The organism is Saccharothrix obliqua (assembly GCF_019375475.1).
GTDB lineage: Bacteria > Actinomycetota > Actinomycetes > Mycobacteriales > Pseudonocardiaceae > Actinosynnema > Actinosynnema obliqua.
In genome coordinates this window covers 385,374-399,536 of the sequence record NZ_JAHXGQ010000001.1, presented here as the reverse complement: position 1 = coordinate 399,536, position 14,163 = coordinate 385,374, and the positions used below count along the sequence as shown (strand labels likewise).

Sequence of the window (14,163 nt, the reverse complement as noted above, 5' to 3'; positions counted from 1 at the left end):
CCCGCCCTTCGAGGCGTTCGCGCCCGGAGGCGCTCAGCTCACTTCAGCGAGATCTTGGCGCCGGCCGCTTCCAGCTTCTCCTTGGCGGCGTCGGCGACGTCCTTCGCGACGTTCTCCAGCAGCGGCTTCGGAGCGGACTCGACCAGCTCCTTGGCCTCCTTCAGGCCCAGGCCCGAGACGACCTCGCGGACGACCTTGATGACCTGGATCTTCTTGTCACCGGCGGACTCGAGGACGACGGTGAACTCGTCCTTCTCCTCCTCGGCGGGGGCAGCGGCACCCGCGGCACCCGGCGCGGCGGCGGCCACGGCGACCGGAGCGGCGGCGGTGACCTCGAAGGTGTTCTCGAACTCCTTCACGAACGCGGTCAGCTCGAGGAGGGTCATCTCCTTGAACGCGTCGAGCAGCTCGTCGGTGCTGAGCTTCGCCATGATCGGCGGTCCTTTCTATTCAACGCCCGAACTGGACGCGGATGTCGGTGATCAGCTTTCGGCGGGAGCCTCGTCCGCGGGAGCGTCCGCGGACTTCTTCTCCACCAGGGCAGCGGCCAGGCGGGCGACCTGGGAAGCCGGGGCGTTGAACAGCCCCGCGGCCTTGGCCAGGTTGCCCTTCATCGCACCCGCCAGCTTGGCGAGCAGCACCTCACGGGTCTCCAGGTCCGCGATCTGCGTGACCTCGTCGACCGAGAGGGGGCGGCCGTCCATGTAGCCGCCCTTGATGACCAGGGCCTTGTTGTCCTTCGCGAAGTCGCGCAGCGCCTTGGCCGCGTCGACCGGCTCGCCTTCCACGAAGGCGATGGCGGTCGGGCCGATCAGCAGGTCGTCGAGACCCTCGACGCCCGCGTCCTGAGCCGCCCGCTTGACCAGCGTGTTCTTCGCAACGGTGTACGTGGTGCCCGCGCCGAGAGCGCGACGCAGCGTGGTGAGCTGCGCCATGGAGAGGCCGCGGTACTCGGTGACGACGGCGGCCGAGCTTCCGCGGAACTTGTCCGTCAGCTCGGCGACGGCCGAAACCTTGCTGGGCTTCGCCATGATCGCCTCCTCTCTGGGCTAGGGGTGGACCGCCGGGCCGACGAGAGGAGGGCATGAAAAACGCCCCGGCGCGACAGCAGCACGGGGCGATCGGGACGCGCGAGCGTCCGGGAACCTCGTCCTCCTGCGCGGGCCGTTCGCCGTGCGAACCCTTCGTCCTCACGCCCGGAGGCGTGAGAAGACCAGCGGTCTTCGGTGGAACCGGGTACAGGTTACGGGACGTGTCCCCCGGCGTCCAAATCGGCATGATGTGACCCGTGACCGAAGAGCCCCCGAGGAACCCGCCAACCCCGGACATCGACCCGGAACAGCTCAGGCAGTTCCAGGAGTTCCAGCGGTTCCAGGAGTTCCAGCGCTTCCAGCAGGCCCAGGGCGGCCCCCCGGCGCTGCCGCCGGGCACCCCCGCGCCACCACAGGCGCCCCCGCGCCCACCACGCAAACCCCTGTGGCTGATCCTCCTGGGCAGCAAGCTGTTCCGCAGGCTGGTCTACCTCCTGGTCGTCATCCTGATCGCCTCGATCGCCTACGACCACTACTTCGGCCCGGCCGACGAGGGGGGCGAGCCCCGTGCCCAGGGCAACAAGGAGCAGGCGGGCCGGATCCCCAAGACGCCCTGGGGCACCGTCGAGCGCCTGTACCAGCACGTGGCGCTCGAGATCACCGACCAGGGCTGCATGTTGTTCGCCGACAACGGCAAGGCCAAGCAGAAGTTCGCCCAGGCCTTCGGCGCCACCGACTGCGAAGGGGCCATCCGGCAGGCGAAGAAGCAGGTCACCAACGTCGCGTTGTACGAGCGCACCGCGCCGGAGGCCGGTGACACCCCGACGACGAAGCAGGTCGAGATCTCGTCCTGCCAGGTGCGGGTGCAGGGTGGGCCGCGCCTGGGCCGGTTCGTGCTGACGAAGCTGGAGCCGAGCGGTTCGTGGGCGATCACGGACTACGAGGCCGAGCCCGCGGACTGCGTCACCGGCTGAGCGCGGAAAAGCCCCCCGGCGGGAGCCGGGGGGCTTTTCGCGGGCCGAGCGGGAAGCCGGATCAGGCGGTGGCTTCGTCGGTCAGCAGGTTGCGGGTGCGGTTGGGGTCGACCGGGATGCCCGGGCCCATCGTCGTGGAGACGGTCACCTTCTTCAGGTAACGCCCCTTGGCCGCGGACGGCTTCGCGCGCAGGATCTCGTCCAGGGCGGCGGCGTAGTTCTCGACCAGCTTCTCCGGGTCGAACGACACCTTGCCGATGACGATGTGCAGGTTGGACTGCTTGTCCACGCGGAAGTTGATCTTACCGCCCTTGATGTCCGCGACGGCCTTGGTGACGTCGGGCGTCACGGTGCCGGTCTTCGGGTTCGGCATCAGGCCACGCGGGCCGAGGATGCGGGCGATGCGGCCGACCTTCGCCATCTGGTCGGGCGTGGCGATCGCGGCGTCGAAGTCGAGCCAGCCACCCTGGATGCGCTCGATCAGGTCCTCGGAGCCGACCGCGTCCGCGCCGGCGGCCTCGGCCTCGGCGGCCTTGTCGCCGGTCGCGAAGACGATCACGCGGGCGGTCTTGCCCGTACCGTGCGGCAGGTTCACGGTGCCGCGGACCATCTGGTCGGCCTTGCGGGGGTCGACGCCCAGCCGGATGGCGACCTCGACGGTCGCGTCCAGCTTCACCTTGGAGGTCTCCTTGGCGAGCTTGGCCGCTTCCAGGGGCGAGTACAGCCGCTCCCGGTCGACCAGCTCAGCCGCGTTCTTGTACGCCTTGCTGCGCTTCATGCTTCTGTCCTTAATCAAACAGTTGTGGTGACGAGCCAGCGCCGGCTCTCCCACGACTTCGCGGAAAAGATCAGCCCTCGACCGTGATGCCCATGGAGCGGGCGGTGCCGGCGATGATCTTCGCCGCCTGGTCGACGTCGTTGGCGTTGAGGTCGACCATCTTGGTCTGCGCGATCTCGCGCACCTGGTCCATGGTCACCTTCGCGACCTTGTTCCGGTGCGGCTCGCCCGAGCCCTTCTCCACGCCCGCGGCCTTCAGCAGCAGCTTGGCCGCCGGCGGCGTCTTGAGCTTGAAGTCGAACGACCGGTCCTCGTACACGGAGATCTCGACGGGCACCACGGTGCCGCGCTGCGACTCGGTCGCCGCGTTGTACGCCTTGCAGAACTCCATGATGTTGACGCCGTGCTGGCCCAGCGCGGGGCCGACGGGCGGCGCGGGGTTCGCGGCCCCGGCCTTGATCTGCAGCTTGATGACCGCTGCGAGCTTCTTCTTCTTGGGTGGCATCTCAGTGCTTCCTGTTATTGCGGTGTCCGCGCGCGGCCCTGCCAGCCGCAGCGTGGCTGCCGGCGCCCGGGGGCGCCGATCAGATCTTGGAGACCTGGCTGAACGACAGCTCGACCGGAGTCTCGCGGCCGAAGATCGACACCAGGACCTTCAGCTTCTGGCCGTCCGCGTTGACCTCGCTGATCGTCGCGGGCAGCGTGGCGAACGGACCGTCCATGACGGTGACCGACTCGCCCACCTCGAAGTCCACCTCGACGGTCGTCTTGGCGGGCGCCGCGGCGGCCTTCTTGCCCGCGGCCGGCTTCTCCCGCTCGACCTGCGGCAGCAGGAACTTCAGCACCTCGTCGAGGGTCAGCGGCGACGGCTTGGAGGTCGCGCCGACGAAGCCCGTCACGCCCGGCGTGTTGCGGACCGCGCTCCACGAGGCGTCGTTCAGCTCCATGCGGACCAGGATGTAGCCGGGCAGCACCTTGCGCTGCACCTGCTTGCGCTGGCCGTTCTTGATCTCGGTGACTTCCTCGGTCGGCACCTCGACCTGGAAGATGAAGTCCTCCATGTCGAGCGTCTGGATGCGCGTCTCGAGGTTGGTCTTGACCTTGTTCTCGTAGCCCGCGTACGAGTGCACGACGTACCAGTCGCCGGGCGCGTGCTTGAGCGCCTCGCGCATCTCGGCGGCCGGGTCGGCGGGCTCCTCGTCGATCGGCGCGTCCACCGCGGTGGTCGGCTCGTCGAACTCGGCGGCAGCGGGTTCCGCGGTGTCCTCCGTCGCTTCGTCCTGCTCGACGTCCTCGACGCCACCGTCGAGGTCCCGCTCGTCGGTCAGGTCGGTCAGCTCCTGGGCGTCAACGCCGTTCTCGGAGGTCACTGTGGGTCTCGCTTCCTTTCATGCATCACGTGCTCCAGCCACCGCCCGAGGGCGGTGGCCAGGGTGTTCGACTCTAGGCGAACACCTTGAACACGCCCCAGGCGAAGGCCGAATCCAGGCCGAACACCAACGCCACCATGAAGGCCACGAAGACCAACACGACCGAGGTGTAGGTGATCATCTGCTTGCGGGTCGGCCAGATGACCTTCCGCAGCTCGCTGACCACCTCGCGGATGTAGCGGGCGAGCTTCGCGAAGAGGCCCGGTCGCTTCTCCTGGTCACCCCGCGCTCGGGTGGGGCGCCCCTTCTTGCCCTCCGCGGCGTCGGCGTCGGACTCGGCCGACTTCTTCGCCTCGGACGGACGCGCGGCGGAGTCCTTGCGGCCCGCCGGGCGCGCGGTACCCCGGCGCTCGCGGCGCGCTGCGGCGGTGACCGGCCGGGACGCGCTCTCGCGCTCGTCCGGCTGGTCCTGCTCGCGGCCCTCGCTCATGCCGACCTCCGCTCACCTCGCGCTTGCACGTCGCGCTTCGACGCAGGGGCGACAGGACTTGAACCTGCAACCTGCGGTTTTGGAGACCGCTGCTCTGCCAGTTGAGCTACACCCCTTTGGGACCCCGTTGCCGGAGACCCCTGGCTGAGGACGTCTTCCACTGCCCTCACGTGGCCCGTGAGGCAGCGGCTGTGCGTTCCCGGAGACGAAGCATACGGCAACGAGGGCCCCTCCTTCCAACCGGCCCGGTCAGCGGGGGTGCGGACGCCGACTCGGTTGTGCCGTCTGCCACGATTGGGGCATGGCCTCACCAGAGACGACCCCCGCGCCCGGTACCTCCGCCTTCCCCCGGATCTCGAAGCGGATCGGTGGCATCACCGAGTCCGCGACGCTCGCCGTGGACGCGAAGGCGAAGGCGCTCAAGGCGGCCGGTCGACCGGTGATCGGCTTCGGGGCCGGCGAGCCCGACTTCCCGACGCCGGATTCCATCGTCGCCGCTGCTCAGGCCGCGTGCGCCGACCCGCGCAACCACCGCTACACCCCCGCCGCCGGCCTGCCCGAGCTGCGGGAGGCCGTAGCCGCGAAGACGGCACGCGACTCCGGGTACGCCGTGACCGCCGCGCAGGTGCTCATCACCAACGGCGGCAAGCAGGCCGTCTACCAGGCGTTCGCGACCATCGTGGACCCGGGCGACGAGGTGCTGCTGCCCGCCCCGTACTGGACGACCTACCCCGAGGCGATCACGCTCGCGGGCGGCGTGCCGGTGCAGGTGACGGCCGACGAGACGACCGACTACCTGGTCACCGTCGAGCAGCTGGAGGCGGCCCGGACGCCGCGGTCCAAGGTGCTGCTGCTGTGCTCGCCGTCCAACCCGACCGGCGCGGTGTACACCCGCGAGCAGATCACCGCGATCGGCGAGTGGGCCCTGGCGAACGGCCTGTGGGTCATCGCCGACGAGATCTACGAGCACCTGGTGTACGACGGCGCGGAGGCCGTGTCGCTGCCGGTGGCCGTGCCCGCGATGGCGGACCGGACGATCGTGCTCAACGGCGTGGCCAAGACCTACGCGATGACCGGCTGGCGGGTGGGCTGGCTGATCGGCCCGACCGACGTGGTGAAGGCCGCGGCGAACCTCCAGTCGCACCTCACGTCGAACGTGTCGAACGTGTCGCAGCGCGCCGCGCTGGAGGCGGTGTCCGGCTCGCTGGACGCCGCGCACGAGATGCGCGAGGCGTTCGACCGGCGGCGGCGGACCATCGTGGAGATGCTCAACGCCATCCCCGGCGTCACGTGCCCGACGCCGAAGGGCGCGTTCTACGTGTACCCGTCGGTCAAGGCCCTCATCGGCAAGGCGCTGCGCGGCGCGGAGATCACGGACACGGTGCGGCTGGCCGAGCTGATCCTGGAGCACGCCGAGGTCGCGGTGGTGCCGGGTGAGGCGTTCGGCACGCCCGGCTACCTGCGGTTGTCGTACGCGCTGGGCGACGACGACCTGAAGACCGGCATCACCCGCATCGGCGAGCTGCTGGGCGAGATCGAGGGCTGAGAACCCCGGCTTCCCGGCGGAAGGCGCTCCCATCGGGGGCGCCTTTCGCCGTCTTTAGGACACATTCCGGTAACCGGAGGTAACCGCGCCGTACACCTGCTCGATGGTCCGGTCATCCGGCTCGCCGAGCCGCACCCCCCGAGGAGAGCACATGGCCTTACCCCAGCCGCCCACGACGCACCACCAGCACGCCGCGCCGCGGCCCCCGCGCAACGGGCTCGGCACGGCCGGCTTCGTGCTCGGACTGGTGGGCCTGCTGTTCAGCTTCATCCCCGTGATCGGTGTCGTCGCGTGGCCGCTGGTGATCCTCGGCCTCGTGCTCGGCGGCATCGGGGTCGCGCGGGCGCTGGGCGGCGCGGCCACCAACAAGGGCCTCGCGATCGCCGGTGTCGTCCTGTCGGCCGTCGGCCTGGTGATCTGCATCGTCTGGCTCGCCGCCTTCGGCAAGGCCGCGAGCGACACCAAGGACACCCTGGACGACCTGTCCCGTCAGGCGAACAAGGAGTCCAAGGTGGTCTACGAGATCACCGGCGACGCCAAGCGGGCGACGATCACCTTCACCACCTACAGCGAGGGCAACAGCACCAACAACCAGGAGGAGGTCGACAAGCTGCCCTGGACCAAGGAGCTGACCGTGAAGGGCCTGCTCAGCGGCGGCAGCGTCGCCGCCATGACCGGCGCCGACGGCGGTTCCGTCACCTGCAAGATCACCGTGGACGGCGTGGAGCGCAAGACGGCGACGGCCACCGGGCCGGGCGCCGTGGCGACCTGCGCCAACTTCTGACCGAGGGCCACCCGGGCGAGGTCTCCGCACCGCCCGGGTGGCCGCTCGCAGCCGTGTGCTCCCACCTGGACGGGTGAATAGGGTAACCGTCAGTAGAACCACACTGATGGACTATTCAGGTCAACTCGTTTCCTGCCGAGGAGCGCAACGCATGGCGGAGACCCGCAAGTGGCCCGTGATCACCGGTTCGGTCGTCCTCGTGTTGGGCGCGGCGGTGCTCGCGCTGTGGGTGGCGAGACCGGACGACCCCTCCGTGGTGGTGTACGAGGTGTTCGGCGAGGTGCGCAGCGCCACCGTGACCTACTCGACGTTCGACGAGGGCAACCCCACCCACCGCGAGGAGCTGACCGCGTTCCCGTGGCAGAAGAAGCTCCTCGTGGAGGGCGACGTGATCGGCGGCGTGCTCACCGTCACGATCGGCCCGGACGGCGGCTCGGTGGCGTGCCGGGTCGGCGTGAACGGGGAGGAACGCCGCGCCGCCACCGCCACCGGCCCCCTGACCAGCGCCCTGTGCAGCAACTTCTAGGGCAAGCAATTTCTAGGGCAGGCAACTTCTAAGGCAGCCGAACCCGCGCGAACGCCCCACCCAACACCGACCGGCCCTCGAACGAGGCCGTCACGTTGACCTTGAACGTCCCGTCGTCCAACACCTTGGTCACCTTGCCGGTGGCCTCCACGAGCGCGCCCTCGTCGTCGTCGGGCACCGGAACGGGCCGACCGAAGCGGACGCCGTACTCCACGACGGCGCCGGGGTCGCCTGCCCACTCCGTGACGACCCGGACGGCCATGCCCATGGTGAGCATCCCGTGCGCGATGACACCGGGCAGGCCGACCTGCTCGGCGAACCGCTGGTTCCAGTGGATCGGGTTGAAGTCGCCGGACGCGCCCGCGTACCGGACCAGGTCGGCACGCGTGATGCGCAGCGCCAGCGGCGGCAGCACGTCCCCGACGGACACCTCGGCAGCGCGGATCACGCGTCCTCCCCCCGCACCACGAGCGTGCAGCGCGCGGTGCACACGTGCTCGCCCTCGTCCGTGCCGATCTCGGCCCGCAGGCCGAGCATGTCGTTGCCCATCCGCGTCGTGATGGAGTCCACGTGCAGCTCGACCACCAGCCGGTCGCCCGCCGCGATCGGCCGCGCGTAGGTGAACGACTGGTCGCCGTGCACCACGCGGCTGTAGTCCAGGCCCAGCTCGGGGTCCTCCACCAGCACGTCGTTGGCCTTCAGCGACACGATCACCGCGAACGTGGGCGGCGCGATGACGTCCTTGTACCCCGCGGCACGCGCCGCTTCGGGGTCCCGGTGCACCGCGCTGGTCTCCCCCACCGCGTCCGCGAACTCGCGGATCTTCTCCCGCCCCACCTCGTAGGGGGGCGACGGCGGGTACACACGTCCGACGAACGACTGGTCAAGTGGCACCCGGGCACCCTACGCGAAAGGCCCGCCCCCACCAGGGGACGGGCCCGAAGCCAAGCGGGAAACCCGGTCAGCGGGTTTCCTTGTGCGGCCGGTGGGTCTTGCAGTTCGGGCAGAACTTCTTGATCTCCAGCCGGTCCGGGTCGTTGCGCCGGTTCTTCCGCGTGATGTAGTTCCGGTGCTTGCACTCCTCGCACGCGAGGGTGATCTTGGGGCGTACGTCGGTTGCAGCCACGGTCCTTGCCTTCCTAGAGCGCGTCGATCCCGTAACCCCAGCGCGGGCTTACCACCTGGCGGGCCAAACAAACACAAACACCAACCCACCCACCCCCACCCGAGCACCGGAGGGGGGATCCAAGGGGGGCTACGCCCCCCTTGGGCGGGGTCCGGGGGCTGCGCCCCCGGTGTGATGCGGAGCGAGCCGGGTCCACGTTCTCCGTGGACACGAGTCGCCCACTCGCGTAGCGGTGGCCGGACTTGAACCGGCGACACAGCGATTATGAGCCGCTTGCTCTGCCAACTGAGCTACACCGCTTCACACGACTCTTGGCCGCCGATGCTTGTGCACCGCGGCCAAGTCGTGGAGCCCCTTTACGGAATCGAACCGTAGACCTTCTCCTTACCATGGAGACGCTCTGCCGACTGAGCTAAAGGGGCCTGCTCTCCCGTTCTTGCGGAGCGAGGTGAACTCTACACACTCTCCCCGCCGGAGTGAAATCGGGGGGGTCGATCAGTGCACGAGCGTGAGCACCGTCTCATCCCGGGCTCCCCTGACCTGCACCGTTCGCGCCCGCAACCACGCCTCGAAGCGGTCCTCGGACAGCGGTCGGGAGATCAGGTAACCCTGCGCGACGTCGCAGCCCATGGACACGAACTGGTCGCGTGCCGCGTCGTCCTCGACGCCCTCCGCCACGACGGTGAGGCTCAACGAGTGGCCGAGTTCGACGATGGACCGCACGACGGCCATGTCGCCGAGGTCGGTGCCCATGCCGAGCACGAACGACTTGTCGATCTTCACCTCGTCCACGGGCAGCTGCCGCAGGTAGGCCAGCGACGAGTACCCGGTGCCGAAGTCGTCCACGGCGAGCACGACGCCCATGGTGTGCAGCCGCCGCAGCACGGGCAGCGCGCGTTCCGGGTCGGCCATGACGCCGGACTCGGTCAGCTCGAAGGTCAGCAGCTCCGGCGGCACGTCGTGGCGGGCGAGGGCCGCGGCCACGCGGTCGGGGAACTCCTCGTCGGCGAGGGTCCGCACGGACAGGTTGACGGCGATGGACATCCGCAGGCCGCGGTCGATCCACCGGCGGACGCGTTCCAGCGCCTTGTCCATGACGAAGTCGGTGAGCACGTCGACCAGGCCGGTGGCCTCGACGGCGGGCACGAACTCGTCGGGGTCGACGCGGCCGAACTCGGGGTGCTTCCACCGCACGAGCGCCTCGGCGCCCACCACCTGCCTGCTCGGCAACGCCACCTTCGGCTGGTAGTGCACGGTGACCTGGCCGGTCTCCAGCGCCGACCGGAACTGGGTGACGAGCTGGAACCGGCGCAGGAAGATCTGGCCCATCGACGGCGCGTACGCCCGCAGCGGCTCGCCCTCGCTGGTCGCGCGGACCGCCACGTCGGCGCGCTGGAGCAACGCGTCCGGGTCGGGGTCCTCGATCTCGCACTCGGTGGTGGCCGCCCAGCCGACGACCGCGCCCGCCTCCACGGTGAGCCGGTCCACCGGGTAGGGCACGGACAACGCCGCACGCAACCGCTCGGCGATCTCCTGGATGCGCTCGGCCTGGCGGTCCAGCAGCAGCGCGGCGAACGCGCCGCCCTCCAGGCGGGCCAGCGGCACCTCGGGCCCGAGTTCGTCGCGGAGCCTGCGCCCGGCGGCCACGACCATCCGGTTGCCCCACGCCTGGCCGAGCGCGTCGGACACGGTGGACAGCACGTCGAGGTCGATGCGGAGCACCACGGACCGCGTCGCCTGGCGCATCGGCTCGCTGCCCGCCTCGCGGAAGCCGGGCCGGTTGAGCAGGCCGGTCAACGGGTCGTGGTAGGCGTCGTGACGCAGCCGCGCGAGCAGCCGGCGGTTGTCGACGGCGGTGGACAGGTGGCTCGCGAGCGTGCGCAGGAGCTGGAGGTCGGCCTTGCCGAAACCACGCCACCGGCTGAGCCGGTCGTGCACCTCGACCGCGCCGAGCAGCTGGGTCGCGCCGCGCAGCGGCACCACGAGGGCTTCCTGCGCGTCGCGGCGGACCAGGGCCTCGGCCACGTCCTCGCCGGCGTCGACCACGCGGAAGTACCGCACCTGGGAGCCGGGCAGTTGCAGCATGGCGTCCTCGCGGAGCTGGCGCGGGTCGTCACGGCGCATACCGGGCGGCAGCGGCTCGCCCGCGACCAGGGTCCGCATCGGGGACTGCGGGTCGGTGCGCAGCCGCAGCACGACCCGGTTGGCGTTGAGCTGCTCGCGGATGCGCTCGGCGATCAGCTGCCACTCGTCGTCCTCGGCCCGGCCGTCGCCGTCCTCGGCGGACGCGCCGCGCGGTCCGGTGGCGTGGCGGCCGGAGCGGGCGACCCGCAGCGACACCTCGCTGAGCGCCTCCAGGTCGCGCTGCTCCCGCAGCAGGCCGGAGTAGGCGAGGTAGATGGCGGTGATGCCGGCGAACACGAGCGCGATCAGCAGGCCGCCCCAGGGCGCCTTGGTGGCGATCTCGTAGCCGGCGAGGCCCGCGGAGGTGTTGAGCAGCGCCACGACCAGGGTCTGGAGGACGAGCCGGACGCTCGGGCCGACGCGCATCCCCTTGCCCATGAGCCGCAACGCGGTCAGGCCGAGCACGCTGGCCAGCAGCGGCACGGCGATGGTGCCGAGGAACGCGCCCGCCCAGAACGGCCCGTGGTCGCCGATGAACCCGGTCACCGCGTGCGCGACGGCGAAGGCGACCGAGATCTCCATGAACATCAGGCCCGCGTTGTAGACGGCGCGGTCCAGGACGCGGCGGCCGAGCAGCGTGCCGACGCCCGCGACCACGTGCGCGGCCAGCACGACCTCGAACGGCGCGACGAGCAGGCCGAGGACGAGCGGGATCTCGGTGAAGGAGATGGTCCAGGCGACGCCGCTGCGGACGTCGACGTTGATGGCGAGCTGCTCGGCGAGGAGGAACCCGACCACGAGCAGCGGGCCGGTCCACAGCAGGCCGAGCTTGTCGTCGCCGTCGGGCAGCCACGTGCCGACGGCGACCGCCGACAGCGTGCCCGCGGCCAGGAGCAGCACCGCGAACACCGTGAACGCCCGGTTGGTGGACCGGGTCGGCGCGCTCGGCGCCGCGGCCGACGCGTGGTCGGACATCCAGCCTCCTCGTCGGCCGTCGTCGCGGTTGGCCGGGTCGCGGCCCTACGAGCACCTGGCGTGACTGAGGGGTCCCGAACACCCACCGAGACCCCTCCAAGGGTGCCAATGTACCCCGGTTGGGCGACGAAATGGCAGGTCGATGAGCCGATTACCACGAGAAGTAACAGAACTGCTCACACGATCAGCACTCCGGCCAGCACGGTCACCGCCTGCCCCGCGAGGCGCACCCGAGCGCCGTCCAGGACGGTCCGGAGCCGGCCGCCGCGAGGCGACGCCTGCTCGGCGCGCAGTTCCGCGCGACCGAGCTTCGGCGACCACCAGGCGGCGAGCGTGCAGTGCGCGGATCCCGTCACCGGGTCCTCCGGCACGCCGTACGACGGGTAGAAGCAACGGCTGACGACGTCCACGTCGGGTCGGTCGCCGCGGGCCGTGACGATCACGCCGCGCCCCGGCACGGCGGCCAGCGCGTCCGGGTCCGGGCGCAGCGCGCGGACCTCGGCGGCCGACGCCGCCTCCACCAGCACGTCGGTCGTGCCGCGGGCGACGGCGGTGATCGTGACGCCCGGCAGGGCCGCGACCAGCTCGGGGGTGGTCCCGGTCGGCGCGGGCGGGTCGGCCGGGAGGTCCAGCTCGACCCAGCCGTCGCGGGCGGTGCAGGTGAGGACGCCGCTGCGGGTGGCGAACCGCCGCTCGCCGCCGAGCACGTGCGCGGCGGCGAGCGTGGCGTGCCCGCACAGGTCGACCTCGCGCAGGGGCGTGAACCACCGCAGCGGCAGGGGCTCGTCGTCGTCGCGGACCTCCACGAACGCCGTGTCGGCGTGCTTCAGCTCGGCCGCGACGGATTGCATCCAGCCCTCGTCGGCGGGTTCGTCGAGGAGCACGACGCCCGCCGGGTTGCCGCCGAACGCCCGGTCGGTGAACGCGTCGACCACGTGGATGCGCATCCGCGGAGGTTACGGGTGGGAGCGCTCTCGTCGCCCTCCGCTTTTCCGGTGGTCTAGGCGGGCACCAGCTCCAGCCGGGCGGCGAGGTCGCGGCGCAGGCCCGCGCGGATGACGTCCAGGCACTCGCGGGCCTTGGCGGCGGCCTGGTGCTGCGCCGCGCCGCTGCCCACCGCTTCCCGCAGCACCAGCCAGACGGAGGCGTCGTCGTCGCGGACCGCGGACAGCAGCTCGCGTGGTTCCGGGTACGGGTGCATGGCGATGCGTTCGGTGTGCGTGCGCAGGTCGTGCATCGTGTCGCGGTCCACGGCGTTCGTGCGGACGATCCGCTCCAGCTTCGCCGCCAGGTCGACGGAGGCCAGCTCGGACAACGACAGCGGGCCGAAGTTGAGCACGGTGTTCAGGCCGTACTCCAGGTCGTCGGCGGCGCGCAGCAGCTCCCACGAGCGGTCCTGATCGGTGGTGGGCTTCCGGCTCGTCCACCGCACGAGGCCGGTCCGCGGGACGACCGCGCCGAGCACGACGCCGGCGGCGAGGGCGGGCAGGACGATCCAGAGTTCGCTCATGACGCCGAGTCTGGCGGTCGCCGGCGGTCGTGGTGGCCGGTCGGCGGTCGGCCGGCCGATCTCGTCGCCGAGAGGTCGGGCCGACTTCGGTTGGGCTGAACAGCCGAACCGGTCGGCGTGGCGGCGTGATCCGAACGGCCGCGCGGGGGAAAGTGGGGTGAAGGACCCCGGCTGCACCGCCGGTACCACCCGGACGGGTGGTACTCGGGCCACGGGTTCGGCCCTCCTACAGGACGAGTGGCGGGACAGCGGCGGAGGGGGTCGCCATGACCAGCGTGAAGGAACTGTCGGGGCGGGAGAGGGCGATGCTGCGGGCGGTCGCCGCCGGGCGCGGGCGGCTGTCCGGCGAGCCGGTCCTGTACGTGGACGGGTTGCGGTGCTGCGACCAGATGGCAGCACACGACCTGGTCGACGCGGGGCTGCTGCGGCCGGGTCACGCGGTGGGCCTGGAGGAGTGCGCCGCGGCGGTGCTGACGGAAGCGGGCCGGGCCGCTATCGCGTAACCCTCGAACATACGTTCGACATGGGTTATGCTGGAACGCGGGGCCGACACGCAAGCGAGAGGAAGCGCTTGCGCGTCGGCCCCGCTTCTTTCCGGATCATGATCTACCTCACACCACGGGGTGAACCCGCCGAAATCAAGCCGGCGACGTGGTGAACCAGGGCCGAGCGCGGGTAGACCGCTCCGCCGGACCCCGCGCGACGCACCAACGGCCCCGGAACGGCGAAGACCCCCGCGACCTGGTGCTGCTGGTCACGGGGGTCTTCACGCTGGTGTGGCGGGTAGAGGATTCGAACCTCTGTAGCTTTCGCGACGGATTTACAGTCCGCTCCCATTGGCCGCTCGGGCAACCCGCCCCGCCCCCGGCATCGCCGGGTGCGGTGGAGACAATACATAAGCCCGTGCGGCCCCCTGCAACCGGGATACC

General features: G+C 70.8%; 17 protein-coding genes and 4 tRNA genes. 5 read left to right on the top strand and 16 right to left on the bottom strand.

Features of this window, described 5'->3' with window-relative positions; translation table 11 throughout:
• Window positions 1–38: 38 nt before the first annotated feature.
• Together rplL and rplJ are read right to left on the bottom strand one after the other, a co-directional pair.
• Entirely contained in the window at window positions 39–431 is a 393-nt protein-coding gene (rplL, locus tag KZQ38_RS02110; RefSeq protein WP_219437817.1) for a 50S ribosomal protein L7/L12, read from the bottom strand.
• A gap of 51 nt (window positions 432–482) precedes the next feature.
• A complete protein-coding gene (rplJ, locus tag KZQ38_RS02105) occupies window positions 483–1,031 on the bottom strand; it encodes a 50S ribosomal protein L10 (RefSeq protein WP_219437815.1) in 549 nt (182 codons plus the stop codon).
• 257 nt (window positions 1,032–1,288) lie between these two features.
• On the opposite strand from rplJ, the gene KZQ38_RS02100 reads away from it, so the two are divergent.
• A complete protein-coding gene (locus tag KZQ38_RS02100) occupies window positions 1,289–2,005 on the top strand; it encodes a hypothetical protein (protein WP_219437814.1) in 717 nt (238 codons plus the stop codon).
• A gap of 61 nt (window positions 2,006–2,066) precedes the next feature.
• Here KZQ38_RS02100 and rplA read toward each other — a convergent pair whose 3' ends face one another.
• From rplA to KZQ38_RS02075, 5 genes are all read right to left on the bottom strand, one after another.
• Complete coding sequence (rplA, locus tag KZQ38_RS02095; protein ID WP_219437812.1) at window positions 2,067–2,783, bottom strand: 50S ribosomal protein L1; 717 nt, start codon at window positions 2,781–2,783, stop codon at window positions 2,067–2,069.
• 70 nt (window positions 2,784–2,853) lie between these two features.
• Window positions 2,854–3,288 carry a 50S ribosomal protein L11 gene (rplK, locus tag KZQ38_RS02090; protein ID WP_219437810.1) on the bottom strand — a complete coding sequence of 145 codons (435 nt, stop codon included), beginning with the start codon at window positions 3,286–3,288 and terminating at the stop codon, window positions 2,854–2,856.
• Between the two features lie 79 nt (window positions 3,289–3,367).
• Window positions 3,368–4,153 (bottom strand): transcription termination/antitermination protein NusG, encoded by a 786-nt coding sequence (gene nusG / locus KZQ38_RS02085; protein ID WP_219437808.1) that lies wholly within the window; start codon window positions 4,151–4,153, stop codon window positions 3,368–3,370.
• 73 nt (window positions 4,154–4,226) lie between these two features.
• The gene (secE, locus tag KZQ38_RS02080) at window positions 4,227–4,643 is read right to left on the bottom strand and encodes a preprotein translocase subunit SecE (RefSeq protein ID WP_219437806.1); all 417 of its coding nucleotides are present in this window, start codon (window positions 4,641–4,643) and stop codon (window positions 4,227–4,229) included.
• Between the two features lie 43 nt (window positions 4,644–4,686).
• Window positions 4,687–4,759: transfer RNA gene (locus KZQ38_RS02075), tRNA-Trp, on the bottom strand.
• 185 nt (window positions 4,760–4,944) lie between these two features.
• On the opposite strand from KZQ38_RS02075, the gene KZQ38_RS02070 reads away from it, so the two are divergent.
• The 3 genes from KZQ38_RS02070 to KZQ38_RS02060 all read left to right on the top strand — a co-directional run bounded on the left by KZQ38_RS02070 (window position 4,945) and on the right by KZQ38_RS02060 (window position 7,499).
• Window positions 4,945–6,189, top strand: a complete 1,245-nt coding sequence (locus KZQ38_RS02070; protein ID WP_219437804.1) for a pyridoxal phosphate-dependent aminotransferase — start codon at window positions 4,945–4,947, stop codon at window positions 6,187–6,189.
• Window positions 6,190–6,340: 151 nt separating this feature from the next.
• Window positions 6,341–6,973, top strand: coding sequence for an MmpS family transport accessory protein (locus KZQ38_RS02065; protein WP_219437802.1), 633 nt, complete (start codon window positions 6,341–6,343; stop codon window positions 6,971–6,973).
• Window positions 6,974–7,124: 151 nt separating this feature from the next.
• Window positions 7,125–7,499, top strand: coding sequence for an MmpS family transport accessory protein (locus KZQ38_RS02060; protein WP_219437800.1), 375 nt, complete (start codon window positions 7,125–7,127; stop codon window positions 7,497–7,499).
• A gap of 28 nt (window positions 7,500–7,527) precedes the next feature.
• Here the strand turns inward: KZQ38_RS02060 and KZQ38_RS02055 are convergent, their stop codons facing one another.
• The 8 genes from KZQ38_RS02055 to KZQ38_RS02020 all read right to left on the bottom strand — a co-directional run bounded on the left by KZQ38_RS02055 (window position 7,528) and on the right by KZQ38_RS02020 (window position 13,234).
• Window positions 7,528–7,947, bottom strand: a complete 420-nt coding sequence (locus KZQ38_RS02055) for a MaoC family dehydratase (protein WP_219437798.1) — start codon at window positions 7,945–7,947, stop codon at window positions 7,528–7,530.
• Window positions 7,944–8,393, bottom strand: coding sequence for a MaoC family dehydratase N-terminal domain-containing protein (locus KZQ38_RS02050; protein WP_219437796.1), 450 nt, complete (start codon window positions 8,391–8,393; stop codon window positions 7,944–7,946). The genes KZQ38_RS02055 and KZQ38_RS02050 overlap by 4 nt, the downstream gene beginning before the upstream one ends.
• Window positions 8,394–8,460: 67 nt before the next feature.
• Window positions 8,461–8,625, bottom strand: coding sequence for a 50S ribosomal protein L33 (gene rpmG, locus KZQ38_RS02045; protein ID WP_121224826.1), 165 nt, complete (start codon window positions 8,623–8,625; stop codon window positions 8,461–8,463).
• 227 nt (window positions 8,626–8,852) lie between these two features.
• Window positions 8,853–8,925: transfer RNA gene (locus KZQ38_RS02040), tRNA-Met, on the bottom strand.
• Between the two features lie 46 nt (window positions 8,926–8,971).
• Window positions 8,972–9,047: transfer RNA gene (locus KZQ38_RS02035), tRNA-Thr, on the bottom strand.
• Window positions 9,048–9,120: 73 nt separating this feature from the next.
• Window positions 9,121–11,724: a putative bifunctional diguanylate cyclase/phosphodiesterase gene (locus tag KZQ38_RS02030; protein WP_219437794.1), complete on the bottom strand. Its 2,604-nt coding sequence runs from the start codon at window positions 11,722–11,724 to the stop codon at window positions 9,121–9,123.
• Window positions 11,725–11,900: 176 nt separating this feature from the next.
• Window positions 11,901–12,671, bottom strand: coding sequence for a PhzF family phenazine biosynthesis protein (locus KZQ38_RS02025; RefSeq protein ID WP_219437792.1), 771 nt, complete (start codon window positions 12,669–12,671; stop codon window positions 11,901–11,903).
• 53 nt (window positions 12,672–12,724) lie between these two features.
• Complete coding sequence (locus tag KZQ38_RS02020) at window positions 12,725–13,234, bottom strand: hypothetical protein (protein WP_219437790.1); 510 nt, start codon at window positions 13,232–13,234, stop codon at window positions 12,725–12,727.
• Window positions 13,235–13,500: 266 nt separating this feature from the next.
• Here KZQ38_RS02020 and KZQ38_RS02015 point away from each other — a divergent pair, with 266 nt between their 5' ends.
• Complete coding sequence (locus KZQ38_RS02015; RefSeq protein ID WP_219437788.1) at window positions 13,501–13,737, top strand: hypothetical protein; 237 nt, start codon at window positions 13,501–13,503, stop codon at window positions 13,735–13,737.
• A 274-nt stretch (window positions 13,738–14,011) separates the two neighbouring features.
• On the opposite strand, the gene KZQ38_RS02010 is transcribed toward KZQ38_RS02015, so the two are convergent.
• Window positions 14,012–14,092 (bottom strand) — tRNA-Tyr (locus KZQ38_RS02010).
• Window positions 14,093–14,163: the final 71 nt, after the last annotated feature.

What these genes read in the sequence shown, in the direction of transcription:
- rplL (WP_219437817.1), bottom strand. Translation starts at nt 431, where the DNA reads ATGGCGAAGCTCAGCACCGACGAGCTGCTCGACGCGTTCAAGGAGATG.
- rplJ (WP_219437815.1), bottom strand. Translation starts at nt 1,031, where the DNA reads ATGGCGAAGCCCAGCAAGGTTTCGGCCGTCGCCGAGCTGACGGACAAG.
- rplA (WP_219437812.1), bottom strand. Translation starts at nt 2,783, where the DNA reads ATGAAGCGCAGCAAGGCGTACAAGAACGCGGCTGAGCTGGTCGACCGG.
- rplK (WP_219437810.1), bottom strand. Translation starts at nt 3,288, where the DNA reads ATGCCACCCAAGAAGAAGAAGCTCGCAGCGGTCATCAAGCTGCAGATC.
- secE (WP_219437806.1), bottom strand. Translation starts at nt 4,643, where the DNA reads ATGAGCGAGGGCCGCGAGCAGGACCAGCCGGACGAGCGCGAGAGCGCG.
- KZQ38_RS02070 (WP_219437804.1), top strand. Translation starts at nt 4,945, where the DNA reads ATGGCCTCACCAGAGACGACCCCCGCGCCCGGTACCTCCGCCTTCCCC.
- KZQ38_RS02065 (WP_219437802.1), top strand. Translation starts at nt 6,341, where the DNA reads ATGGCCTTACCCCAGCCGCCCACGACGCACCACCAGCACGCCGCGCCG.
- KZQ38_RS02060 (WP_219437800.1), top strand. Translation starts at nt 7,125, where the DNA reads ATGGCGGAGACCCGCAAGTGGCCCGTGATCACCGGTTCGGTCGTCCTC.
- KZQ38_RS02030 (WP_219437794.1), bottom strand. Translation starts at nt 11,724, where the DNA reads ATGTCCGACCACGCGTCGGCCGCGGCGCCGAGCGCGCCGACCCGGTCC.
- KZQ38_RS02025 (WP_219437792.1), bottom strand. Translation starts at nt 12,671, where the DNA reads ATGCGCATCCACGTGGTCGACGCGTTCACCGACCGGGCGTTCGGCGGC.
- KZQ38_RS02020 (WP_219437790.1), bottom strand. Translation starts at nt 13,234, where the DNA reads ATGAGCGAACTCTGGATCGTCCTGCCCGCCCTCGCCGCCGGCGTCGTG.
- KZQ38_RS02015 (WP_219437788.1), top strand. Translation starts at nt 13,501, where the DNA reads ATGACCAGCGTGAAGGAACTGTCGGGGCGGGAGAGGGCGATGCTGCGG.